This is a genomic window from Variovorax paradoxus, assembly GCA_016806145.1.
Taxonomy (GTDB): Bacteria; Pseudomonadota; Gammaproteobacteria; order Burkholderiales; family Burkholderiaceae_C; genus Variovorax.
Window position 1 is genome coordinate 81,027 of record CP063168.1, and the last position, 22,992, is coordinate 104,018.

The 22,992-nt window shown below is 59.7% G+C and carries 19 protein-coding genes and 2 pseudogenes; 12 read left to right on the forward strand and 9 right to left on the reverse strand.

What is annotated here, in order from left to right; translation table 11 throughout:
* Positions 1-38 precede the first annotated feature (38 nt).
* Entirely contained in the window at positions 39-983 is a 945-nt protein-coding gene (locus INQ48_42870) for a serine/threonine dehydratase (GenBank protein ID QRF63381.1), read from the reverse strand.
* On the reverse strand, positions 980-1,924 hold the full coding sequence (locus INQ48_42875) for a nitrilase (protein ID QRF63382.1): 945 nt from the start codon (positions 1,922-1,924) through the stop codon (positions 980-982). The genes INQ48_42870 and INQ48_42875 overlap by 4 nt, the downstream gene beginning before the upstream one ends.
* Here INQ48_42875 and INQ48_42880 point away from each other — a divergent pair.
* The 3 genes and pseudogenes from INQ48_42880 to INQ48_42890 all read left to right on the forward strand — a co-directional run bounded on the left by INQ48_42880 (position 1,892) and on the right by INQ48_42890 (position 3,599).
* Entirely contained in the window at positions 1,892-2,731 is an 840-nt protein-coding gene (locus INQ48_42880) for an IclR family transcriptional regulator (protein ID QRF63383.1), read from the forward strand. The two genes, INQ48_42875 and INQ48_42880, sit on opposite strands and share 33 nt — an antisense overlap.
* A gap of 231 nt (positions 2,732-2,962) precedes the next feature.
* Complete coding sequence (locus INQ48_42885) at positions 2,963-3,334, forward strand: transposase (GenBank protein ID QRF63384.1); 372 nt, start codon at positions 2,963-2,965, stop codon at positions 3,332-3,334.
* Between the two features lie 100 nt (positions 3,335-3,434).
* A pseudogene (locus INQ48_42890) lies at positions 3,435-3,599 on the forward strand (transposase domain-containing protein).
* A 77-nt stretch (positions 3,600-3,676) separates the two neighbouring features.
* On the opposite strand, the gene INQ48_42895 reads toward INQ48_42890, so the two are convergent.
* The 4 genes from INQ48_42895 to INQ48_42910 form a co-directional block, all read right to left on the reverse strand.
* The gene (locus tag INQ48_42895) at positions 3,677-4,180 is read right to left on the reverse strand and encodes a hypothetical protein (protein QRF63428.1); all 504 of its coding nucleotides are present in this window, start codon (positions 4,178-4,180) and stop codon (positions 3,677-3,679) included.
* Positions 4,177-5,850 (reverse strand): IS66 family transposase, encoded by a 1,674-nt coding sequence (locus INQ48_42900; protein QRF63429.1) that lies wholly within the window; start codon positions 5,848-5,850, stop codon positions 4,177-4,179. Before INQ48_42900 ends, INQ48_42895 begins: the two co-directional genes overlap by 4 nt.
* A gap of 84 nt (positions 5,851-5,934) precedes the next feature.
* Positions 5,935-6,273: an IS66 family insertion sequence element accessory protein TnpB gene (gene tnpB, locus INQ48_42905; GenBank protein ID QRF63385.1), complete on the reverse strand. Its 339-nt coding sequence runs from the start codon at positions 6,271-6,273 to the stop codon at positions 5,935-5,937.
* On the reverse strand, positions 6,270-6,665 hold the full coding sequence (locus INQ48_42910; GenBank protein ID QRF63430.1) for a transposase: 396 nt from the start codon (positions 6,663-6,665) through the stop codon (positions 6,270-6,272). Before INQ48_42910 ends, tnpB begins: the two co-directional genes overlap by 4 nt.
* A 1,580-nt stretch (positions 6,666-8,245) precedes the next feature.
* On the opposite strand from INQ48_42910, the pseudogene INQ48_42915 reads away from it, so the two are divergent.
* A pseudogene (locus INQ48_42915) lies at positions 8,246-9,036 on the forward strand (isocitrate lyase/phosphoenolpyruvate mutase family protein).
* A gap of 31 nt (positions 9,037-9,067) precedes the next feature.
* On the opposite strand, the gene INQ48_42920 reads toward INQ48_42915, so the two are convergent.
* From INQ48_42920 to INQ48_42930, 3 genes are all read right to left on the reverse strand, one after another.
* Positions 9,068-10,558: a D-aminoacylase gene (locus tag INQ48_42920; GenBank protein ID QRF63431.1), complete on the reverse strand. Its 1,491-nt coding sequence runs from the start codon at positions 10,556-10,558 to the stop codon at positions 9,068-9,070.
* An 80-nt stretch (positions 10,559-10,638) separates the two neighbouring features.
* A complete protein-coding gene (locus INQ48_42925; protein QRF63386.1) occupies positions 10,639-11,541 on the reverse strand; it encodes a MurR/RpiR family transcriptional regulator in 903 nt (300 codons plus the stop codon).
* 30 nt (positions 11,542-11,571) lie between these two features.
* Entirely contained in the window at positions 11,572-13,128 is a 1,557-nt protein-coding gene (locus tag INQ48_42930; GenBank protein ID QRF63387.1) for an ABC transporter substrate-binding protein, read from the reverse strand.
* Positions 13,129-13,982: 854 nt separating this feature from the next.
* Here INQ48_42930 and INQ48_42935 point away from each other — a divergent pair.
* The 8 genes from INQ48_42935 to INQ48_42970 all read left to right on the forward strand — a co-directional run bounded on the left by INQ48_42935 (position 13,983) and on the right by INQ48_42970 (position 22,977).
* On the forward strand, positions 13,983-14,333 hold the full coding sequence (locus INQ48_42935; protein QRF63432.1) for a hypothetical protein: 351 nt from the start codon (positions 13,983-13,985) through the stop codon (positions 14,331-14,333).
* 8 nt (positions 14,334-14,341) lie between these two features.
* A complete protein-coding gene (locus tag INQ48_42940; GenBank protein ID QRF63388.1) occupies positions 14,342-15,739 on the forward strand; it encodes a DUF1446 domain-containing protein in 1,398 nt (465 codons plus the stop codon).
* A 63-nt stretch (positions 15,740-15,802) separates the two neighbouring features.
* Entirely contained in the window at positions 15,803-17,008 is a 1,206-nt protein-coding gene (locus tag INQ48_42945) for an ABC transporter substrate-binding protein (GenBank protein ID QRF63389.1), read from the forward strand.
* A 108-nt stretch (positions 17,009-17,116) separates the two neighbouring features.
* Complete coding sequence (locus INQ48_42950) at positions 17,117-17,995, forward strand: branched-chain amino acid ABC transporter permease (protein QRF63433.1); 879 nt, start codon at positions 17,117-17,119, stop codon at positions 17,993-17,995.
* A complete protein-coding gene (locus INQ48_42955; protein QRF63390.1) occupies positions 17,995-19,821 on the forward strand; it encodes a branched-chain amino acid ABC transporter ATP-binding protein/permease in 1,827 nt (608 codons plus the stop codon). Before INQ48_42950 ends, INQ48_42955 begins: the two co-directional genes overlap by 1 nt.
* Positions 19,822-19,829: 8 nt before the next feature.
* Complete coding sequence (locus INQ48_42960; GenBank protein ID QRF63391.1) at positions 19,830-20,606, forward strand: ABC transporter ATP-binding protein; 777 nt, start codon at positions 19,830-19,832, stop codon at positions 20,604-20,606.
* Between the two features lie 79 nt (positions 20,607-20,685).
* Positions 20,686-22,173, forward strand: coding sequence for an aldehyde dehydrogenase (locus INQ48_42965; protein QRF63434.1), 1,488 nt, complete (start codon positions 20,686-20,688; stop codon positions 22,171-22,173).
* 105 nt (positions 22,174-22,278) lie between these two features.
* The gene (locus INQ48_42970; protein QRF63435.1) at positions 22,279-22,977 is read left to right on the forward strand and encodes an SDR family oxidoreductase; all 699 of its coding nucleotides are present in this window, start codon (positions 22,279-22,281) and stop codon (positions 22,975-22,977) included.
* Positions 22,978-22,992 lie beyond the last annotated feature (15 nt).

Here is a 22,992-nt window from a genome sequence, read left to right on the forward strand (position 1 = left end):
TGCGCTCCGGGGAATGCTCCTCCACTGCGATGCGTTGACTACCCTGCCACGGAAGACGGAGCGACATTTGCGCCGCAAATGATCAGGCAGACATGCGCGCCAGGTGTCAGCCCCAGTCGGCCGCTTCGCACAGCTGCCAGTGGTACTGCTGCAGCGGGCTCCACCACCATTCGTAGCTCCTCCCACAGTGAACGTTGTGCGTCGAGGATCGCGGCCTCTGAAACGAGCAAACTTGTTGCGGCACTTTCGCTCACCACGCGATAGGGCTCGAGGCCTAGTTCCCGACACCCAAGCGCATCGGCCGCTATGCCGCCCGTGGATACCGTTACAGGGCGTCCTGCAGCCATAGCCGCATTGAAAGTCGCACACAACTCTGGTTCTGCTCCCACAACTGCCGTATCGCGCCCGAACCAGCCGGAAATACCACCCAGAAGCCCGCCACCGCCGACTGCCAGGACCACAGCGTCAGGTACGCCAATTTGTTCCTCGATTTCCTTGGCAATAGTTCCCTGCCCAGCCAAAGTCTGCACGTGGTCAAAGGCGTGTATTGACATCGCGCCAGTCTGTTCGCGCCGACGCTCCGACGCCTGCAACGCCTCGACAAATACATCTCCTTCCTCGATCACCCTGGCGCCGTACGAAAGCAATCGGTCTCGTTTGAACTGCGACGTCACCTTAGGCACGAATACTTCGCACGGAACTCGCAATGTCCGCGCGGCGTATGCAAGTGCAGCGCCGTGATTTCCCCCGGAGGCACATATCAATCCAGCTGGGGGGATTTCAGCCCCACTGAGTCTATTGAATACTCCTCGTGGCTTGAAGGATCCGGTGTACTGCAAATGCTCCAGCTTCAAGGTCAAACGATAGGGAGAGCCCAAGAAGCCGAGTGGTAGGTCAATGCATGGCGTGCAGAGGATAAATTTCTCGATCTGCGAATGCGCTTCGCTGATCCTCTTTTTCCATCCGATCGAGAGGGCGCTCATGCGAAAGGCCCTCGATTGGTAGTGACGACTTCCTGCGCGCGTTCATTGACAAAGAGCTGAAACACGTCCGGTCGCGCGTAGTGACCCGTGACATCAAGGTCGTACTTTCCCCGAACGGTATCGTTGAGGTCGATGTTCGCAAGAAGTACGGTTTCATCCTCGAAATTTGGACCTGCAAGGAAATTTCCAAACGGGTCAACGATGCAACTTCCCCCTCGGCTCAACGGCTGGGCAGGATCCGCCGATGCGGCGTTCAGGTAGCCTTCGGGATAGTCGGTTGCGGTTGCATACTGATTTGCACTAAATACGAAGCAGCGACCTTCGATGGCGATGTGCTGCATGGACGCCGGCCATGAATCGCGTCCGTCTAGAGTCGGGGCGCAATAGAGTTCGATCCCCTTCGAGTACATCGCCGTACGCAGTAAGGGCATGTAGTTCTCCCAACAAATCACAGCCCCTAGCTTGCCAATGGGTGTGGGATAGACAGGCATCGTAGAACCGTCCCCGAACCCCCAGATTGTCCGCTCGCTGCCGGTGGGCATCAGTTTTCTGTGCTTTCCAAGGAAAATCCCTTGATTGTCGAAAGAGACGACTGTGCAGTACAGCGTCCCGCCGGATCTTTCGATGACGCCTGTAACTAGAAAGATGCCCAAATCGCGTGCCAGTGCTGCCAGTTCCTCGACGTACGGACCGGGAACGTCAATGGCATTTTGGTGATAGCGAAGGAACTCGTCTCTTCCCGCTTGGGTTCTTCCTCCCACGTAGGCGCCGAAGGTGCTTCCTTTCGGGTAGGTACCAAGCATCGCCTCAGGGAAGACCACAAGGGTGGCGCCCTTGCTCTTGGCATGCTCCGCCTGGCTCCTCATCCGGCGCATCGTTTTTTCATTGTCGAACGCTATCGCTGCCGATTGGACAACGGCGGCTTGAAACTGTTTGAGCATGGTATCTATATTGAACTTGTGGTATCATTGTTGGACTTGAGGAGCGCGATTATGCCTAATGAAACCGAAACAGCAATGGGGGAAGATGGCAAGGTGTTGGTGCACACCGTCAGTCAGGCGGTTCGCATGCTCGAGGCGTTCAGCGCCCAGCCGGTGCAAGGCCTCAATGAACTGAGCAGAAGTGTCGGGATCCCGAGGGCCAGTGCCTTGCGCATTCTGCGCACGTTGATTGCCCATGGAATCGTTGGTAGGGCCGAGACGAAGTACCGTCTCACGAGACGCCTTATGGAGCTCGGTGCGGCCGCAGGGTCGCCGCAGGGGATGCAAATAGCGATGGCTGGTGCACTTCAAGAGCTTGTCACGAAAACCGGCGAAACGACGCACTTCGCAGAACTTGAAGGTACCAAGGTTGTGTATGTTGCAAAGCTGGATTCACCGCATCCGATCCGGATGAACAGCTACGTAGGCTGGCGTGGCCCGGCGCACGCCACAGCCGTAGGAAAGGTGATGCTGGCCCTCAAGTCGAGAGAAGAGGTGCGCAACCTTCTACCTTCCAAGCTCGAGCAGTTCACGTCCAAGACCATTGTTTCGAGAGCGAAACTGCTAGATGAATTGGCCGTAGTTGCGCACCAGGGTTTTGCGGTGGATGATGAAGAGCTAGTTGCTGGTCTGAGGTGCATCGCGGTCGTATCGCCTCAAACGATCGGGGCCATCTCGGTGTCGGGCCCCGTCACACGCATGAGTGATAGCCGCACTGCTGATATCTTGCAGCTGCTACGGAGCTTTCTCCAAGACTGGCAGCCCTGAAGGCTCTGTGAGGCGTTCCTGCGTGTCCAGGTATGGACGCCGAGGTTGTTTCCTGCGCTGAAAATAGTGAATGTGCTCAGCAGTACGCGGCATTTCTTACGTGGAGGACACGCGAGAAGCGGAACATCGTGCCGGCCGAGTTCTTCGTGCACCCCCACGTCTACGGCAAGTGGGCCTGCCGCTGCTGCCAACGCTTGGCGCAGGAAGCTGTCGAGCCGCAGGTCATCGACGGTGGCATACCCGCCGCAGGCGCTGGTAGCGCACACCCTGCTCAGCCGCTTCGTGGATCACCTGCTTTGCTACCGCCAAGAGGTCAACAACGTGCGTTCGGGCCTGCACACCCCGCGCTCGACGCTGGTAGCGTGGTCCGGCCCGGGTGGGTGCGGCACTGGAGCCGCTCCGCGACGCGCACAAGCGCTTCGTGTTCTCCGCCCGTGTGCTGCATGCCGACGAGACGCCAGCGGCTCTGCTCGACCCGGGTCGGGGCAAGACCAGAAGGCCTACGTTTGGGCCTACGCTCGGGGAGCCCTCGAGCGGGTGCCGGGCGTGATCTATGATTTCTGCCTGGAGCGCACGCGGAGTCCCCGATCGCGTTCCTTGTAAGGCGCAGGGCGGCCAGCATGAACGAAGTTGGCGCGGTACGTTGGTGCGCGACAAGACAAGGCCCTCGACAGGGGAATGAGCGCCGGGCCGGGACGCAGCGCTCGCCGGCAAGCGAGCCGCGATCGTTGTGAGTTCGATCTAGTCAGCAAAGCTTCAAGGGCATGATCCTTGGGCTTACCTCAACGATGTCCTGACCAGGCTGCCAGCGCCATCGAACAGCCGCATTGACGATCTGCTTCCACACAACTGTTATCCGGTTTGCTGAGCACGCCGGCTTCGGGCGCATACTGTCCGGCTATTCGTGAGCGTCCAGTCATCCCATCTTGACCGGCCGCACGCGTGTCACTTGGACTGTAGCTGCGCTCCGACGTAGGCAACGCACTGCACGAGATTGAGGCAGGCCAGCAGCAGGTATTTCTCGGCGTCGGTTCTCACGGCCAGCAGGTCGTGCTCGCTGAGGTAGCCGTACACGAACGCCAGCAGGTAGCGCTCGGGGTGTTCGACGCAGGACTTCGTGATCATCTGCTCGACGAGGTCTGGCGGCACGCCCTCGGTGAACCTCATCGTCGCAGTCAGCCGCTGCAAACAGGTTTCCTGGACGTCTTCAGAGATTGTCGGCAAGGCGTGCCCGCAGTGCTTCATGGCCTGGAAGGCGACCAGCAGAACATAGATCGGGACCTCAAGCTGCAGCATGTCGACTCCGTAGCGAGGCAACACGAGGATGGAGGCCAGCAGGTTCGGTTGCTGGACGTAGATTTCGTCAGCCAGCTCAACCCTCTGCTGCGCGCTCATGCGGTCGACGTCGATGTTCGCCCGAACCATCACAGCCTGTGTGAGCAAGGTCATGGTGCCGCGCTGGATTCTGGCTGCCATCGGTGTGGCAGCAGTTCCTCGATCCGACTGCTGCGCTGCGTCGGCAGGCGCTGCAGCACGTCGCGCAGGTAGGCCCAGGGATCGCGCCCGTTCATGCGCGCCGACTGCACCAGGCTCATCACGATGGCCGCGCGCTGGCCAGCCAGTTCGCTGCCCACGAACATCCATGCCTTGCGTCCCATCGCCCACGGCTTGATTTGGCGCTCCAGGTGGTTGTTGTCGATGGCGACCGCGCCGTCGTCCAAGTGCCGCGTCAGCGCGGCCCAATGCCCCAGCGCGTAGTCGATGGCCTTGGCCGTCGGGCCGCCGTCGGCTACCAGCCGGCGCTCCAGTTGTAGCCAGTGTTTGAGCTCTTCCCACAGCGGCTTGGCAAGCCGCTGGCGCTGCGCCCGGCGCTCGTCATCGCTGAGCTCTTTGAGCTGTGCCTCGACCCCGTAGATGCGCGCGAAGCGACGCACCGCCTCCAGGCCCACCACGCTGGTGCCGTCGTGCGTCAGCTCTTCGAAGTTGCGGCGCGCGTGCGCGGCGCAGGCTGCGCCCAAGCGGTCCGGATACAGCCGCGGATCGACCACAGTCTCGTAGGCGCTGTAGCGGTCGGTCAGCAACGTGCCCGACCATCGCTTGCCGTATCGATCCTGGCCTCCCAGGAATTCCAACGGGTACTGCGCTCCGCGTCCCGGGCAGAACTGGTAGATCACACCAGGCACCTTGTCGTGCCAGCTTCTGGCGTAGGCCCAGATGTAGGCTCGGCGCGTCTTGCCCGCACCCGGGTCCAGCAGGGCCACTGGGGTCTCATCGGCGTGCAGCACTGCACAGCTGAGGATGAAGCGCCTGTGCGCCTCGTGCAGCGGCTCCAGCGCCGCACCGGCCTGGCCGGTGATGGATGCCAGCGTGGAGCGCGGTGTGTGCACGCCGCTGCGGGCGTTGATGGTCGCTTGCCGGTAGTAGGGCATGTGGTCCACGAAGCGACTGATCAGCGTGTGTGCGACGAAGCCACTGGCAGCGATACCGCCTTCGATGACCTCTGCCACGCTGGGCGCCTGGCGCAGCACCTGGCAGCAGCGGCAGGCCCACTTGCCGTAGATGTGGCGATGTACGAAGAACTCGGCAGGCACGATGTCCAGGCGCTCGCTGACCTCCTGGCCGATGCGCGTCATTGGGCGCCCGCAGCCGGGCTCCAGGCAGTCGGTGCGCTCGGGCTCATGGTGGTGTTCCACACGGCGCAAGTGATCGGGGAACGGGTTGCGGCGCGGCCGGCGCGGGGGCGCCTTGGTCGCCGTGTCCGAGGCAGCTGCGCCGGCTGCGGCCGTGGCGGCTTCACGCCGCAGCCGCTCGAGCTGCTCACGCAGGCCCGCCTCGTCCTCGGCCAGCGTCTCCTCGAACAGGCGGCGCTGCTCGGCATTCATGGCCTCGGACTTGGCGCCGAACTTCCAGCGCTTGAGCCTGGCCAGCTCGAAGGTGATCTTCTCGATCTTGGCCTCGCGCAGCGCGATCTCACGGTCCTTGCGCTGTAGCAGCGCGTCGCGCTCGGCAAGCTGCTTGTCCTGGTCTTGCAGGCGCTGGCGTAGCTGGGCAATCAGCGCGGCTGTCTCTGCGGACAGCTCGGATGGAATCGCAGAAGGAAGAGCGCGCGCGCCAAGCATGCTGTGCATGGTGCCAGAGCGTGCCGATGGAGCCATCGGCACATGCACTGTCAACGCGGGGCACGCGGCCTGGGCGTTAAGCCCTCAGGCCCGCGTGATGGCGCTCAGTTCGGGCAGACGCTGCCACGGCAGGCCCAGGACCAAGGCATCGAACTGCGCAGGTGTGAGCGACAGCAAGGGCGCTGCGTCGCTCGTGCCCGGCCAGACGAAGCGCCCCGCGTTGAGCCGGCGCGCCGCGCACCACACGCCGAAGCCGTCGTGCACCAGCAGCTTGACGCGCGTGCCGCGGGCGTTCGCGAACAGATAGCCATGGTGCGCCTGCGCTGCGCCGAAGACTTGCACGACGCGCGCCAACAGGCGCTCGGCGCCAGCGCGCATATCGATGGGTTCGGCCGCCAGCCACATCGCGTCGATGCGGATCATCGAAGCAACTCGCGCATCCAGGCCGCGCACTCGCTGGCCGCGCCGCCCGGCCAGGTCACCGTGACCGTCGTCGGTCCACGTCGCAGTTCGATGCGAATGTCTGGGGCCTGCGCAGATGGCGTCGGTGCCGACGTCGGTAAGCTAACCGGGACGAAGACGGTCTTGGGCTCTTGCGCCTTGGCTCCATCATCGACCTGCGCGCGCACGGCGTCGCTCGCTGGCTTCATCTCCGCCTCGTGCACCCATCGCCGGAGCAGATTGGCGTTGATGCCATGGGCCATCGCCACTGCGGCCATCGACATGCCAGGCTGCATGCAGGCAGCCACCGCATCCGCCTTGAACTCTTCGCTGTGGCGGCGCCGACGGCGGCCCCCCTCAAAAGCTGCAGGCATAGTGTTCACGAATCCACCTAGAGTTAAGTGGATTCGAGACTCCTATACCTCTTTCCGAAACTCAAGATGGGATGACTGGACGCTCACCACGAATCCACCTAGAGTTAAGTGGATTCGAGACTCCTATACCTCTTTCCGAAACTCAAGATGGGATGACTGGACGCTCACGGCTATTCCGTTCGGAGGGAACAATGCCTGAAACTGAAACACCCTTGCAGCTCGCCCGACGCCACGTCGTGGACGGTTCTCGCCTCGTTGACGAGCAGGCCGCACGGGTTGCTCGAATGGACCCCGATGGGGACCAAGTAGGCCCCGCTACAGCCTTACTGGACACGATGAAACAGACGCTCGCCGTATTTGTCGCCGACTTGGCACGCTTGGAGGCCAAGGCCCTCTGAGGCTCTCGCACGAGCTCAGGACGGGTTTCGTACGGATTGCTCAGCCAGTCGTACCTTGAGCAATTCGCCAGATCTGAACGACATGGTTGCTGGCTGCGGATACCACCGTCCAAGTTTCCATATTCAGAGGACGATTGGCACAATGCCCACTTCCTGACCCTTACAGCTGCGTCCAACGCGGCTTACCGTCTTCAAGTCTCTGCGGTAAGTTGGTGCGGCGAGAGCAAAAGCATTTGATGGCTATAGGCGCCAAGATTCAAGGCCGAGTAGTTTTTACCCGATACCGTGTCATACTTTCCGGGTCGTGGCGCGTATTGTCAAGTAATCCGAGTTCTAGGATCCCCGTGCCATCTGACGCTGTACCACCCGCTCGGAACTACACCGCTGCTCTGTGCCCTTGTTCGGCATGTACGGTTGGGAAGGTGCCCTGCGTGAGCTGCAACGGGAGCGGCCTCTACCTTACCTATCGAGGCGAAGAGATTCCTTGCCCTTCGTGCTTCGCGGACGGCCTTGTGGCCTGCAGTGCCTGCCGGGGCACCGGCTTCCAAACATTGATCGCGTCTCGGACATCCGTCGCTGCGCCGGGGCAGGCAGCCGAGACGCCGGACCCGTCTCCCGAAAATACCAGTCGTCGCACATGTCGCGCGGGCGGTGACAAAGCGCGACTTCGCTCGCCTATGGCAGCAATCCTTGTCGTGATTGCGCTCCTGGTGCTGCTTGGCACCTTGATCTGACCTACTTTCGCGGCCGTAGGCGCGGGCTCGAGACCCTCTGATCTGCCCGGCTTGATGCGCCGGCCAGAAGCCCTGCACGGACGAGCATGAAATCTTACATTTCGCGTGGCGCTTCTTCTCTCGAGATGAGGGCGAGCGGCGAGTCAACCCACCTTCAGCGAAAGCCGTCGCCGGGGGACTAGACTCCGCAAACGTTGGCGGGAGTCTAGCCGCGTGCGCCTGCCCTCGGTCAAGATGGGATGACCTATCGCTTACAGCCTGGTCTTCCTGCGCGGCGATGCGATCACTCGTCGACGTCAGGCCACTGAGCGGTAGGCCATTCGCCGCTATGGCCGCCCATAGTTTCCTTGTGACGAAAATTGGGCAAACAGGCCGGCTTCGCCTGGATCTGGGACTGCGGCTTCGCGCTGTCGTCAGCTACGCCGTCCCCGACGCCAACATCCTGTCAATGTCCACGCACGTCGAGATGATGCGGGCCATCGCTTCCACTGACATCCCGTTGATCGCGGACATCGACACCGGCTTCGGCACTGCGGTGAACGTCCACTATGTCGTGCCGCAGTAGGAAGCGGCTGGTGCCTCGGCCGTCGTGACGGAGGACAAGACCTTTCCGAAGGACACCAGCCCGAGGACCGATTGCCGGCACGAGCTGGTCCGCGTGGAGGAGATCCAGGGCAAGATCGCGGAGACAGCCGCCGCGCGTGCCTAGAGAGCTTCGCTGATCGCCGGCCTGGGCCAGCAGTGAGCCGTGCGGCACGGCCACGCTTACGAGGAGGCCGGCGCCAACGCGACACTGATCCGTTCCAGGCAGAAGACGCCCGACGAGATCCTGGCCTTCCTAAAGTCCTGGCCCGGCAAGGTGTCGCTGGTGCTGATGCCGACCCCGTACGCTCAACTGACCGAGGCCGACATCGCCGCGCTGCCCAGGGTCGGCATCGTCATCAACGGCAACCACGCCATCCGCGCGGCGTCGGCGCCGTGCGCACGCTTTTCGCCGAGACCCGCAGAAACGGCGGCATTCGCGAGGTAGATGCGGCGCTGCCGTCCGTCATGGAGATTATCGAAATGCAGGGCGACGAACGCATGCTAGTCTTGCGCGCCGATTCGCCAGCGCATCACGGCAGCGACTATCGCACACGAAGCATCCGAAGCGCCGGCGTGACGAGGTTGACTATCGTCCTTGAAGACCGCTCGCAAATAACATCGTCGTCATGCCGATTTGAGAAGGCTGAAGCCTGATACCGCCAGTAGAAAAACCGACGGGCCCATCTCATTTCTGCCTCGACGAATTCCCGCGCGTTAACATCCGTCCCCTGCTAGCGAGTATTTTTCCTCCCTCTTCGTACGTAAGCTGCCCGTTTACGTATACCGCCACGACACCGACACTTAGTCGCTCCGGGTCGGCATAAGTCGCGATATCGGCTATGCGTGAGGAGTCGAATATGCAGATGTCGGCATAAGCGCCGCCACGAAGAACGCCGCGCTCTTCGATGCGAAAGTTGCGGGCGGTTAGCCCTGTCATCTTGTGCACTGCTTGCTCTAGAGAAAACAGCTTCCGCTCACGCCAATAGTGCGAAAAAACCCGTGGAAAAGTACCCCATAGACGGGGATGAGGATGTCTGTCGTGTGGCAGACCATCGCTGCCGATCATCGCGCGTGGGTGCGAGACAATTCTCGCCACGTCTTCCTCATTCATCTGGAAGTAGCTTGCCCCCCCGGGTTGCAGTCTCAGGCAGGCAGTTTTCTGATCGACGTTCCAATCGGCTGCGATATCCGACAACAAGCGTCCCGCGCATTCAGGATGTGGATCGCTCCAAGTAAGCATCACATCGATGACACCGTCGACCAAATCCTCTCGTAGCACTGTCGAGCCAGCGACGTAAGGATATACGTCGAACGCTAGTTGCTGACGCTCTGCCAAACGATCGATTAGTGGCAATGTCTCCTTGGACCTACCCCACTGCGATGGGCCCGCGCACTTATGATGGGAGATGATTAGCGGAATTCCTGCTTCAAACGCACAGTCGCTCGCTTCGTGCATCGCCTCGAGAATTGCGTCCATCTCAGTTCGCATATGGGTGGCATAGACGCCGCCGTGGCGTGCTACCACATGCGCGAGAGCGGTGACTTCGGAGGCTGGTGCAGGCATCGCCTCGGCATAGAAAAGCCCAGATGACAAACCATGTGCGCCATCCGCAAGACATTCGTCAAGAAGTTGGGCCATGCGGATGCGCTCTTCAGCCGTTGCGGCACGCTCGAGGTCATCCATCACGGCGTATCGCAACGTCGTGTGACCCACAAGCGCTGCTACGTTCAATGAGGGCTTCGCTTCGGTCACCGCTTCTCTGTATGCCGCCATGGTGGGGTATGCAAATGATCCCGGACCAAGCAGCGTCAGAGAAGCCTGAGCCACTTCGGTCTTATAAGGGACAAGCGATATCCCACAATTGCCGGTGATCACTGTAGTTATACCTTGAGAAACCTTCGCAAGATACGCCGGGTGGTGCAGAACAATCGCATCGTCATGGGTATGGGCGTCGATAAATCCCGGCGCGACAACCAATCCTTCGCAGTTGACAAAACCGACCCTATCTTTTTTCACGCCTGACGGTAGCTCATTGCGTAAATCAAGTCCGACCGCCTGTATGCGATCACCGACGATGAGGACGTCACCAATCCAAGATTCCTCGCCGCTGCCATCGACAATTCGACCTTTTTCAAGCAATATGGCCTCGGTTTCTCTTGATGCTTCTGATGCCATACTATCCATTGCAGGATGCTTCATATTTCTCTTACGTGCGTTGAGTTTTGATTCTAGAAACTGTTTTACCTATCTTGATCTCAAGACTCTGTTTCGCCGTTCTCCCAACTCTGCAATGGATGGGATCGCGTATCTACGCCTTGGCGCCGGAGTGCTTCACGCACTCCGCGTAGGCGCTGAACTGCGGGCTCGCCAACGAACTGGGCAACGAGAACAGTAAGAATTTCGATGACCGTGAGGTGAACAAGGTACACGTCAATGCCGACATGCATGACTGAATCGTCCGGCACTGTTAACCCCAACAGCCAATCTGCTCGCTTCGCAAGCGCAGTGTTGGGTCGTGTAAGTGCGACGAGGCGGGCTCCCTGAGCGCGGGCGATGTCGACAGCATCAATCAACGTCGGCATGCCGCCGACGTACGATATGGCGATGACCACTCCTCCTCGTTGTTGAGCTCCTGCTGCTACCTGCTGCAAATGGTAGTCTGCCCATGCGGATGCAGACAAGCCGAGACGGAACAATCGCGCCTGGAGATCGCTTGCCATGAACCATGACGTGTTTCCCACGCCGACGATGTCGATGTGGGGCGAAACGGCAATAGCTTGCGCGGCCGCTGCGAGCGTATCCAGATCTATTTGATTGCGGACCCCCGCAACCGATGCGGATGCGCTTCTAACAACGTTATTGACAACATCGGTGGCGCTGTCGTCGATGCTAACGCGTCGGTGTAAAGGCGAAGCCCCAATTGCCAATTCCTGTGCAAGCGCCAATTTGAACTCACGCAGACCCGCAAAACCGAGATCCCGGCATATTCGCATGATTGTTGGGACCGAGCTTCCCGTGTATTCCGCCAGTTGCTTGAAGTTTTCCCTCAAGACGCGATCTGGATCCTCTACGATCGCAGCTAGGATCGTGCGGCGCGACGGAGACGCCGTATCACGCGCGGCCGCCACCCGTTGTAGCAAGCTAATATTGCGGTTCATTTCCTCGAGCTTATGTTTGTCTATCGCTAACTATTTGCTGATCCGGCTGTTCCAGAAGAACGGCCACACCGCTGGTTTGTAGTTCTCCAATGCGGCACCCCGCGCAGAGAGACTGTTGAATCTGCCGATATTGATATATGGCACTTCCTCATAAACCGCCTCCTGCACTTTTCCCCACAACGGGCCGCGCTTTGCGGGGTCGACTTCCCGATTGAATGCTGCAAGTACGGATTGTTTGGAGGAGGTGTTCCACCAGCCCGGAGCGCCGTCCCCAAGCTGAGGGGGTGACAGCATCGGCTCAGGGAACTGTGGGCTATGACTGAGAAACAGATCCCAGAGCTTTGAATCATTGCGTCTTTGTACAAGAGTAGCCCAGTCGACGACACTTATTTCAACTTTGAAGCCAGCGCGCTTCAATTGTTCCCCCATTACAACGATCATGTTGTAATGAAAGTCGTACTGCCGGCTCGTGAGTATCCTTATCGGTTCGCCTTTATATCCGGCTTTTTGCGCAGCTTCTTTCGCCGCCTTGGGATTTTGTGTGTTGTAGCGTTCAGTGCCTGCGGTGGAGAAAAAAGGTGATCCTTGGGGGAAGTGATTTCCGCCGGCATTGAAGAATCGCGGATCACCAAAGCCTGCGGCCAGCATTTCATTTTCTCCAATTGCAAGCTGGAGCGACTGCCGTAATGCTTGACTCGAGGTGACGCCCTCTTTCGTGTTGAATACGAGATACGGGAAGCCGAATGATTTCGTAAGAATGGGAAAGGTCTTGCCGCCACTTCTTTCTATGCGACCCAATGCCTCGATCGGGAGCGAATCCGCATAGTCGTATTGTCCGGCAAGCGCCCCTTCAACTCGAGTATTTGCGTTTGGAATCGGCACGAAGCGGAGCTCTTGAATTAGGGCCTCTCGCTTGCCACCATAGCCGCTCGGCTCTTCCCTGCGTGCGCTGTAGCGGTCGAATCGTGCAAGGAGCACATAGGCATCCGGTTTACGCTCTTTCAAGACATAAGGGCCGGTTCCTACAAATTCCCTTAGTGGCATCGCAATGGACTCTTTCGCCATTATTGCGGCCATGCCACTCGGCAATGCAAGCTGTGAAAGCAACGGCGCATAGGGCTGCTTGAGGGCAATCTCGACGGTGAGCGGTCCTTTGGTAAATATCTGAGCCACCTCTTTTCCGACCGCCCTGCCGCGGGGCGAGTGCTCTATCCACCGCTGAAGGCTAGCGACAACGTCATTCGCGTTCAACTCACGACCGTTATGCAGCGCCACGTTTTTTCTTAGCGTGATGCTATAGCTCCGACCATCAGGGCTAATTGCCGGCTCTCCCTCAGCCAGCATCGGCACAACCTTCAAGTTCTCGTCGAAGGTATAGAGCGTTTCATAGACGTGTTGGATGATGGTTCCAACAAGGTCGGCCGTGGACACCGCAGGGTCCAGCGTCTGCGGTTCACCAATCATTGCCAACGTTGCGAAGCTGCGCGGTTCGGCCTTCGCGCTCAATGCACCTAGTCCAGCGGCGGCAAGGGCGACTGCGGAAGCTACAAAAGTGCGTCGCTGGAGTTTGTTAGTGAGGACAAACATGTAGGTCTCCGTTTTTGATTGAAACAAAATTTCTGCCGGAGTGAGTTTTGCAGTAAGCGCCGGCAGTGAAGGTAAGGGTAAACCCTTGACTTCTCATGAAAGCTGAAAAAACATTTCATGACTGGTCGTTTGCACCGCTCCCGCGGGTGCTACCCAGACGAGCAGGATTCGGGTTCAGGGCCCGTTCTCTCTTGAGGCTCCGTGCATCGGGCGAGGGCGTCTGAAGCGGGCTACCCAGCCTAGAGAGCGACGTTGTGGTAGTGACGGCCGGCTGATCCCCGCGAGCGTCCGCTGGGGGCACGTTGCCTGAGGTCAACCAGCGTAAGGCGCGACCCGGCAGGCCTTCGGCCGCCGCATTGCATGCTCTTTTCCCATCCCACCGAGCTGAGGCATCTGCTCAGAAGATTGATCGTCAGGTCTGATCAATCAAGAAGAATATTTAACTTGTCGCGTGTAATCACCACTCCTAACATCTGCCTCCGATCACGCTGCAAGAGAAGGATGTTGGCTCATGGGACGAGAACTAAACCTGCATTGGCTGCTGTGGGCCCCGGTGGCTGTCATCACGTCCCGGAAGGACGAATTAGAGGTACTCGAGGCATCCCCCCCGTAGCCGCTGGCAGCACAAAAGCCTAAAGCTGCGAACGGTGCATGCACGCTCGTGCCTACGCAGTGATCGACTATCGCGTAGCTGTCGGATCCCTCATTTCGAACTCTGATGGCGCGGTCCTGCTTCCGGCATTGAGCCACGCTGATCGAGTTGGCGAGTTTGACTGCTGACAAGTCAGAGGCTGACGAAAGTAGCTTGGGTCCCGTTTGTCTGGATTGACTAAAAAGGTGTTTCGATGAAAACCATTCCGCTGCGCGAGGTTGCGCACTCCCGTTCGGGGGAGAAAGGCAACAGCTCAACCATATCGGTAATAGCATATGAGATGGAGGACTATTCGACATTGCTGGAGCAGGTCACCGTCGATGCCGTGCGAAAAATCTTTGATCCGATTGCCAAGGGTGAGATTCAACGCTACGAAGTGCCTCGCATAGGTGCGCTCAATTTCGTGCTCGATGAGGTTTTGGAAGGCGGCCGCTCTCGTACCCTCGGCTTCGAGGAGTCCGGAAAGGCTTTGTCCTCGTTGATGCTGCAGGTGCCTATCACAGTAGCCGACGGCTACCAGGGCCGCGCAAGCAAGGCTGAAGGTGTGCGATGAGGGAGTCTATGTCTTCCTCCAAGATCGTGCGGCTTGGCTCCGCAACAGGTTGGTCCCGCGATCGCTTCGAGCCAGCCGTGGACTTGGTCGCGCTTGGTGCTCTGAACTATCTCTGTTTTGATTCAATGTCCGAAGTGACCATGAGCGCGGCGCAAGTTGCCCACATGGAAAACCCAGCTACCCCGCCGTACGACCCGTACCTGGTCGAGCGACTTCAGCCGATCCTTCGTGACTGCAAGCGCAAAGGTATTCGCATCATCACTAACCAGGGGTGGCTGGATCCTGCCGCGGCGGCAAAGAGGGTCGTTGAGCTTGCGGAGGAACTCGGCGTCAAGAACCTCAAGGTAGCCGCCATCGGGGGAGCGATCCTGACCGATCGAATTGCCGACCTAGATACAAGATTCATCGAAGGGGGCGACGCCGTTGCCAGCTCCCGCCATCGAATCGTTTCTGCCGAAGCCTACCTTGGTGCAGAGCCAGTGGTGCGCGCCTTGGCCGCAGGTGCCGACGTAGTTATCACGTCGCGCATAGCGGACGCCTGCGTCTACCTGGCGCCACTCGCGCATGAATTCGGCTGGGACTTCGAAGACCACCATAGCATGGCGCGCGGCATGATCATCGGTCACCTAATGGAGTGCGGTGGGCAGGTAAGCGGTGGGTACTTCGCCGATCCCGGCTACAAACATGTCCCGGAGCTTGCTGAGGTCGGCAATCCTATTGCCGAGGTGACGGCCGACAGTGTGGTGCTGACAAAGCTGCCCGGCTCGGGCGGCTTGATTTCGGAAGCCACTTGCAAGGAGCAGTTGCTGTACGAAGTGCACGATCCCGCCAACTACACGTGCCCGGACTGCGTGGCCGATATGACCAAGGTGTCCTTCCGCCAGCTAAGCCCAGATCGCGTCGAGGTTCAAATCGTCGAGGCTGGCCGGCCCCGCACCCCGACGCTGAAGGCGCTAGTGGGGCTGCGCGAGGGTTATATGACGGAGGAGATGGTCATCTTTGCCGGCCCTTCAGCGCTGGAACGGGCACGCATGACTGAGGAGTTGCTGCGTCGGCGCTTTGTCAAGGTGAATTTGCAGGCGCAGGAAATTCGTTTCGACTACCTCGGTGTGAACGCGGTGCATCGTGAGGCTACGCCCTCCACGGCGCCGGAGCCCTACGAAGTGGTACTTCGCATCGCTCTCAAGGCCTTCGACCGCCGTGAAGCAGAGAAGCTGCGTCGCGAAGTCGATCCGCTTGCTGTCAATGGCGTTTCCGGAACAGGCAAATGGGCCACGAGCGCGCCAGGGTCTCGAGTACGGCCTGTGGTCGGCCTCAGTTCTTGCCTTGTCCCACGTGAGTGCGTCCAGCCCACGCTCGAATTCTTCCAAAGTTCCTGTGAGCCACTCCAAGCACTGCGGAAATAGATTTATTTCGTCCACTGGCAACCTATACCAACCGCTTTGACAGCGAATCCAACGGAGACAAAAATGTTCAAGAGAATCGCCAGAATTACTGCCGCTTTGATGGGAGCTGCAGTCATGGCCTTGATGGCCGCTGGTACAGCGCACGCACAAGACATCCGTATCGGCTACAACGCCGATCAATCTGGCACTGGAGCTGCCGAGCTTGGTGTAGCGGGGCGCTATGGACTGGAAGCCGCGGTCGAGGACATCAACAAGGCTGGCGGCCTTCTGGGGCGAAAGGTCACGGCGGTACTGCGCGACGATCAAGGGCAGCCTCCGAAGTCGATCCAGAATGTGACTGAGCTGATCGACAGCGAAAAGGTGGTGGGTGTCTTGGGGCCAGTGAACTCGGGCAATGCTCTTGCGTGGTTGCATATTCCACAACAGAAGAAGATTCCAGTAATCGTTCCGATCGCCACGGCCACAGAGATCACGAGACGCTACCAGAACGATGCACGGAACTTCATCTATCGTGTGTCGATGGTGGACCGCGAGCAGGCCGCGCTGTTGGTTGCGTACGCTGTAAAAGTTACCAGGAACAAGAAGGTCGCCTTCATCGCCGACTCCACCGGTTTCGGGCAGCAGGGCACAAAGGATCTCGAGGAAATCCTGAATCTGCATGGCATGAAGCCGGCTGCTGTCGAGAAGTTCGGACCCAAAGATACCGATATGACTTCTCAGTTGGCGAAAATCCGAGACTCTGGTGCGGATACGGTGATCCTCTACGGACTTGCAGATGCAAATGCGCAAATCCTTCGCAGCATGGAGAAGATCAACTACTTCCCGACGACCGTCGGAACATGGGGCAACATGAGCACCCCTCTGCTCAATATTGCCGGTAAGAAGCTTGCTGAGCACGTCATCTTCGCAACCTCGACCGCTGAGGACAGCAACCCCAAGGCTATCGAGTTGGCAGGGCGTGTGCGAACAAAGTACCCGGCGCTAGCCACTTTCGTGACGGCTGCGCAGACCTATGACTCGACCATGCTCCTTGCAGCGGCTATCACTCAAGCTGGAACCACGGATGGCGCCAAGGTGCAAATCGCCCTCGACGATTTGAATTCGCCTGTCGCGGGAGTCGTCAAGACCTACCAAAAGCCTTTCACAAAGACGAATCATGAGGCGCTGGACGTGAGCGACTTCCGATTGGGGCGTTGGAAGGATGGGCGCGTGGTCACACTCCAAGACGACATCACGAAGTCGCTGACCCCGGGCGATCTGAAGAAGTAAACCAGCCTCTTAGACGCAGCGAGGGTGTGACAGGGCGGTAGCCGGCAACCGACGAAGCGGGAGAAGACATTGATTTCCATCTTTCAAGCGACCCTGAGCGGGCTGGCCCTGGGCAGCATCTATGCGTTGGTGGCGCTGGGTTTTAGCATCACCAGCACCACCACCAAAACCTTCAACTTCGGTCAGGGCGAATTTCTGGTGGCCGGCGCCTTCGTCGGCGTGTCCACAGTCTTGCTGCTGGCGGGCAAGGGGATTACGGGCACATTGCTGCCGGCTGACGTGACCATGACGCGGTACCTTGTCGCTGTGCTGGCCAGCGTTGCAGTCCTTGGCCTACTAGGTGCTTTGCTCTATTTCACCGCAGTTCGGCCGTTCTTCGGACACGCTGGGTTGGCGTGGGTGATGAGCACGATCGGCTTCGGCATCATCATCCAGAACACCGCATTGGCGATCTGGGGGCCAACCTCCATGGCCATCCCGTCGCCGCTGGGCGATGAGGTGATCCGCCTCGGCGGCGCTGGCGTCTTGCCCCAGGAGATTTTCATTCTCGGAGTCACGTCGGTAATCATGCTTGGGCTCGATTGGACGCTACGGAGCACCAAGATCGGCAAGGCTGTTCGTGCTGTCGCGCAGAACAAGACTACGGCGACGCTGATGGGCATCAATGTGCCTGCGATCGTCGTCCTTGCCTTCGTCATCAGCTCCAGCCTCGCCGGATTGGGCGGACTGTTGGTGGCTCCGATAACCACAGCGTCGGTGTTCATGGGCATGACGTTGGCTCTGAAGGCATTCTCCGCGGCGATCCTGGGTGGCTTGAATAATCCGCGCGGCTGCATGCTCGGCGGATTCATCCTTGGAATCTTGGAAGCCCTGGTAGGGCTCTGGCAGGCCGGACTTCGGGAGATTAGCGTCTTTCTGATCATCATCCTGGTGCTGGTGTTCAAGCCCGAGGGGCTATTGGGTCAACGGCAAGTGGAGAAGGTGTGATGACTAGTCGTCTTCATCTCGCCGGATTGGCCGTGCTGCTGTTGCTGTTGTTCGCGGTACCTCTAGTCGTTGGCAACGAGTTCTATCTGCGAATCCTCTTCATGATCGGCGTCTACTACCTGGCAGCGGCGGGTCTCAACGTACTGGTAGGTTGGACCGGGCAGAAGTCACTGGGCCATGCGGGTCTGTTCGCCGTCGGCGCGTACGCAGCAGCCCTGCTGACGGCTAAGGCTGGCTGGAATCCCTGGCTGGCCCTGGCTGCGAGCGCAGTGTTTGGGGGCATCTTTGGCATCGTCATCGCGCTGCCTTCGTTGCGCGTTAAGGGGCCCTCCCTTGCTATGGTCACCATTGGCTTCGGCGTGGTGGTCGAGAAAATCGTCACGGAATGGCAGGACGTGTTCGGCGGACAGGGCGGAATCTATGGTGTGGTACCACCGTCGCTGGGCGGCGATTCGTTCACAGCCCGCGAGTGGGTGTGGTTCGCTGGTGTTCTAGGCGTGGGGGTTCACCTGGCCATCCGTTCGCTGCTCCACGGAAAGTACGGACGAGCCTTTCTGGCCGTGCAAACGGCGGAGGTCGCGGCCGAGAGCTCGGGCATCAGTGTCTATCGCTTCAAGGTCCTGGCGTTCGTCATCAGCGCCGTGACCTGCGCTGTGTCGGGCGCGTTGCTGGCTCAGCAGAACCAGTACATCAATTCGGACTTCATCACCTTCAATCTATCGGTCTTCTTTTTGCTGATCGTGCTGTTCGGCGGGGCATCGATCTATGGGCCGCTTGTGGGTGCCATCGTCCTCGCTCTCCTCGACGCGTTCCTTGCGCAGTGGCCCTCGCTACAGCACTTTACCTATGGCTCGCTGCTTCTGTTTGCGCTGTATGCGATGCCGCGTGGGTTGGCTGGATCGTTACAAGGCATTGGGCGACGTCTGTGGCCACGACTATATATTCCTGCTGCACTCCCGAACGTGGTGGGAGAGTGGCGGCTTGTGCGTGACGAAGTGCTGCACGGTGAGGGGCCACTTCTCGAAGCAAAAGGATTGCGCAAGACCTATGGCGGCGTTGTGCCGACCGACAATGTCGACATCAAGCTGCAGACGGGCCATGTCCATTCGCTGATTGGCCCCAACGGGGCAGGCAAGACCACGCTGTTGAACGTACTATCGGGCATCATCACGCCAGACGCGGGTTCGATCCATTTCAATGGCGTCGACATCACCAAGCGGAAGGCCAGCGAGGTGTGTGAGTTGGGCATCGCGCGGACATTTCAGAACCTCAAGCTCTTTACCGACATGAGCGTGCTAGACAACGTGCTTGTGGGTCTGCATCCGCGCTTGCACGTTGGATTCTGGAATTGCCTGTTCGGACGCTCCACAGCCGCACAGGAGGAACGTCGAGCACGCGAAGAGTCACTGCGCATCCTGGACTTCCTGGGATTGCGCGACAACGCCAACGAGCGGGCCGGAAGCCTTCCCTATGGTCTTCAGCGGCGCCTTGAACTAGCGCGCGCGCTCGCGTCCCACCCAAAGTTGCTGTTGCTGGATGAACCTGCCGCGGGCCTCAATCCGCAGGAGACCGATGAACTGACCCACGTGATTGCCAGGATCCGGGACAAAGGCGTCACGGTGCTTCTGATCGAGCATCACATGGATCTGGTGATGGCGATCTCCGATCACGTCATAGTGCTGGACTATGGCCAAAAGATTGCCGAAGGGCTGCCCGCACATGTCCAGGAAGATCCCCGGGTGCTGGCGGCCTACCTTGGGGAACCTGAGCCGGAAGAAGAACTTGTCGTTCCTAGTGTATTCCTCCAGCCGCTGGCCGCAGTATGAGGAGCGCTATGTTGAAGATTGACAAGCTGAAGGTCAACTACGGCGCCGTCGAGGCTCTGAAAGATGTATCTCTGGAGGTCAATACCGGTGAGGTGGTGACCATCATCGGCGGTAATGGCGCGGGCAAGAGCACACTCATGAAAGCGATTTCAGGCCTCGAACCCGTGATATCTGGATCCGTCGCGTTCTGCGGGAAGGACATCACTCGGATGCCGGGTCACTTTCGTGTGCCCCTGGGAATCGCCCAGTCTCCGGAGGGCCGCCAGGTGTTTCCTGACCAATCTGTGTATGACAATCTGATGCTGGGCGCCTATCACCGCGACATCGCCGAGGGCGAGTTGGCGACGGAGATCGCCGAGCAATTCCGCATCTTTCCCCGGCTAAAGGAGCGGCGCGGTCAACTGGCGGGCACTATGTCGGGCGGCGAGCAGCAGATGCTTGCAATCGCACGAGCGTTGATGGCCCGGCCAAAGCTGCTGCTGCTTGATGAGCCCTCGCTTGGACTCGCACCTCTAATTGTCAAGGAAATCTTCTCGGTGATCTCTGCGCTCAAAGGCCAGGGGGTGACGATTCTCTTGGTCGAGCAGATGGCCAACCAGGCGCTGGCAGTAGCCGACCGCGCCTACATCCTCGACACCGGAAAAGTGACCCATTCGGGGCGCGCCAAAGCGTTGCTCAGTGATCCCCGGGTACGCGACGCCTATCTGGGCAAGAAGAAGCCAGCGACCGAATCAAGTGGACTCAGCTACGTGAAGGATGCGCAGCGCTCCACGCAACTTCAGTGACGGAGCCCGTAGCGCTCTCCAACACATATGTAAGTCATATGGATCCAAACGAATGAAGGACATCATGAACGCAAGCACAATGAAGACGAACGATCTTTACCGGCAAGACAAACTTTTCATCGCGGGGGAATGGGTTGCTCCGCTCGATGGCCGTATGGCCGATTCGATCGACCCGTCTACCGGTCAGGTGTGGGCACAAGTCGTCTTCGCGGGAACTCGCGACATGGATCGTGCCGTGGACGCCGCTAACAGCGCACTGCGCGGTCCGTGGAGCAAGTGGAGCCCGGCACAACGCGCGGCCCTGCTGCGCAAGATCGGCGAGGTGATCGAGGCCAACATCGAGCACCTTGCGCAGATCGAGACGCGCGACAACGGCATGCTGCTGAGCGATGCACGCAAGAACGTCCAGAGCCTGGCGCAGTATTGGTATTACTTTTCCGGCCTGGCGGACAAGCTGGAGGGGCGGAACATTCCCGTGGACGATGGCTACTTCGCGTACACGACGCGAGTGCCGGTTGGCGTGGTCGGGGCAATTTTGCCTTGGAACGCCCCGCTGCAGATGGTCACATGGAAACTTGCCCCCGCGCTGGCCGCTGGCTGCACGATGGTCATTAAATCAGCCGAGCAGACGCCGGTGTCCGCCTACGAGTTCGCCAAGCTGATCCAGGATCTAGGCATTCCGCCCGGCGTGGTCAGCATCGTCAGCGGCATTGGCGCGGAAGTCGGGCGACATCTTTCCGCGCACCCGGGCGTCAACAAGATCTCGTTCACCGGTGAGCACCGGACGGCGATGGACATCATGCGGACGGGCGCTGTGAACCTCAAACGCTACTCTTTCGAGTGTGGCGGCAAGGCGCCGCACATCATTTTCGATGATGCCAATGTGGATCAGGCGATCAACGCGGCTACCCACAGTGCCTTCGCGTTGTGCGGGCAGAGTTGCGCACTGGGGTCGCGCCTTCTGGTGCAGCGTGGAGCCTATGACCGGGTAGTCGAGGAGATCGCCCGGCGAGCAAGCAAGCTGCGCGTGGGCCGGCCTCAGGACTCTGCGACTCACATGGGGCCGCAGGCCCACCAGGCCCAGCTCAGCAAGACCTTGGAATACATCGGGATCGGCCAGGCAGAGGGTGCACAACTGCTGGCGGGCGGACAGCGCGTATCTTCGTCTGACCTGGAAGGTGGCTACTACGTGACGCCGACGGTGTTCGGCAACGTGAACAACTCGATGCGGATCGCGCGCGAGGAAATCTTCGGCCCGGTGGTGTCGGCGATTCCTTTCGACAGCGAGGAGGAGGCGGTGGCGATCGCGAACGATACCGAGTATGGGTTGACCGCAGGCCTTTGGACCAACGATCTCGGCCGTGCTCACCGCGTGTCTTCACAGATCCAGGCGGGGACCGTCTGGGTGAACACGTACCGCTTCCTGCGCTGGTCAATCCCCTATGGCGGCTTCAAGGTCAGTGGCCTGGGCCGCGAAAACGGCATGGAGGCGCTGGACGCCTACCTCCAGACCCGCGCGACCATCGTCGGTACAAACGCGACCTATCCCGACGTGTTCTCGGTCTGACCCTTAGTTTTGTTTCTCATCCAATCGGAGACAGCAGTGCAATCAAACGTTCATCCGCCGCGACTGGGCGGCAAGCGCATCGTCATCACAGCAGGGGCCTCGGGCATGGGGCGCGCCGGCGCCGAACTCTTTACCCGCCATGGTGCCACCGTGTGTGTGGTCGACTACCACGCCGAGAATGCAGTAAAAACCGTCGCTGCGATCGAAGCCGCAGGCGGAAAGGCCAGCGCCATCGTGGCAGACCTGACCAGTGCATCGGAATCGCGCCGCATCGTCCACGAAGCGGCGCAACAAATGGGCGGTATCGATGGATTCTGGGCCCATGCAGGCATGCCGGGACCGCACGGTATCGAAGGGCTGGACGAGGAGGCCTATCGGCGCTGCATGGATCTGAACGTGACTTCGGCCTTGGCGTCGATCGGCGAGGCCGTGCCTTTCCTGCGCAAGGGAAGCAATGGCGTCGTGCTGGTGACAAGTTCAACGTCTGGCCTGGTTGGCTCGCGCTTCAGTCCTATCTACTCGATCGCCAAGTTCGGCGTGATCGGAATGGTCAAGTCCCTGGCCCAGGGATTGGGCCCGGAGGGTATCCGCGTCAACGCGTTGTGCCCCGGCATTACCGAGACGCCCATGATGGGGGACTTCATGAACGACAGCGCGCGCTCGAAGTTCCTGGAGTCCATCCCTCTGCGGCGCATCGCACAGTCATCGGAGATGGCGACGGCCGCGCTCTGGCTGATGTCCGACGAAGCGTCCTTCGTGTCGGGAATCGCATTGCCGGTGGACGGCGGATTCACCGCGGGCTGACCGAATTGTCGAAAA

Excerpts from the sequence above, each read along its gene's own strand:
- INQ48_42870 (QRF63381.1), bottom strand. The coding sequence starts at position 983 with ATGAGCGCCCTCTCGATCGGATGGAAAAAGAGGATCAGCGAAGCGCAT.
- INQ48_42875 (QRF63382.1), bottom strand. The coding sequence starts at position 1,924 with ATGCTCAAACAGTTTCAAGCCGCCGTTGTCCAATCGGCAGCGATAGCG.
- INQ48_42895 (QRF63428.1), bottom strand. The coding sequence starts at position 4,180 with ATGACCTTGCTCACACAGGCTGTGATGGTTCGGGCGAACATCGACGTC.
- INQ48_42900 (QRF63429.1), bottom strand. The coding sequence starts at position 5,850 with ATGCTTGGCGCGCGCGCTCTTCCTTCTGCGATTCCATCCGAGCTGTCC.
- tnpB (QRF63385.1), bottom strand. The coding sequence starts at position 6,273 with ATGATCCGCATCGACGCGATGTGGCTGGCGGCCGAACCCATCGATATG.
- INQ48_42910 (QRF63430.1), bottom strand. The coding sequence starts at position 6,665 with ATGCCTGCAGCTTTTGAGGGGGGCCGCCGTCGGCGCCGCCACAGCGAA.
- INQ48_42920 (QRF63431.1), bottom strand. The coding sequence starts at position 10,558 with ATGGCATCAGAAGCATCAAGAGAAACCGAGGCCATATTGCTTGAAAAA.
- INQ48_42925 (QRF63386.1), bottom strand. The coding sequence starts at position 11,541 with ATGAACCGCAATATTAGCTTGCTACAACGGGTGGCGGCCGCGCGTGAT.
- INQ48_42930 (QRF63387.1), bottom strand. The coding sequence starts at position 13,128 with ATGTTTGTCCTCACTAACAAACTCCAGCGACGCACTTTTGTAGCTTCC.
- INQ48_42940 (QRF63388.1), top strand. The coding sequence starts at position 14,342 with ATGTCTTCCTCCAAGATCGTGCGGCTTGGCTCCGCAACAGGTTGGTCC.
- INQ48_42945 (QRF63389.1), top strand. The coding sequence starts at position 15,803 with ATGTTCAAGAGAATCGCCAGAATTACTGCCGCTTTGATGGGAGCTGCA.
- INQ48_42955 (QRF63390.1), top strand. The coding sequence starts at position 17,995 with ATGACTAGTCGTCTTCATCTCGCCGGATTGGCCGTGCTGCTGTTGCTG.
- INQ48_42960 (QRF63391.1), top strand. The coding sequence starts at position 19,830 with ATGTTGAAGATTGACAAGCTGAAGGTCAACTACGGCGCCGTCGAGGCT.
- INQ48_42965 (QRF63434.1), top strand. The coding sequence starts at position 20,686 with ATGAAGACGAACGATCTTTACCGGCAAGACAAACTTTTCATCGCGGGG.
- INQ48_42970 (QRF63435.1), top strand. The coding sequence starts at position 22,279 with ATGGGGCGCGCCGGCGCCGAACTCTTTACCCGCCATGGTGCCACCGTG.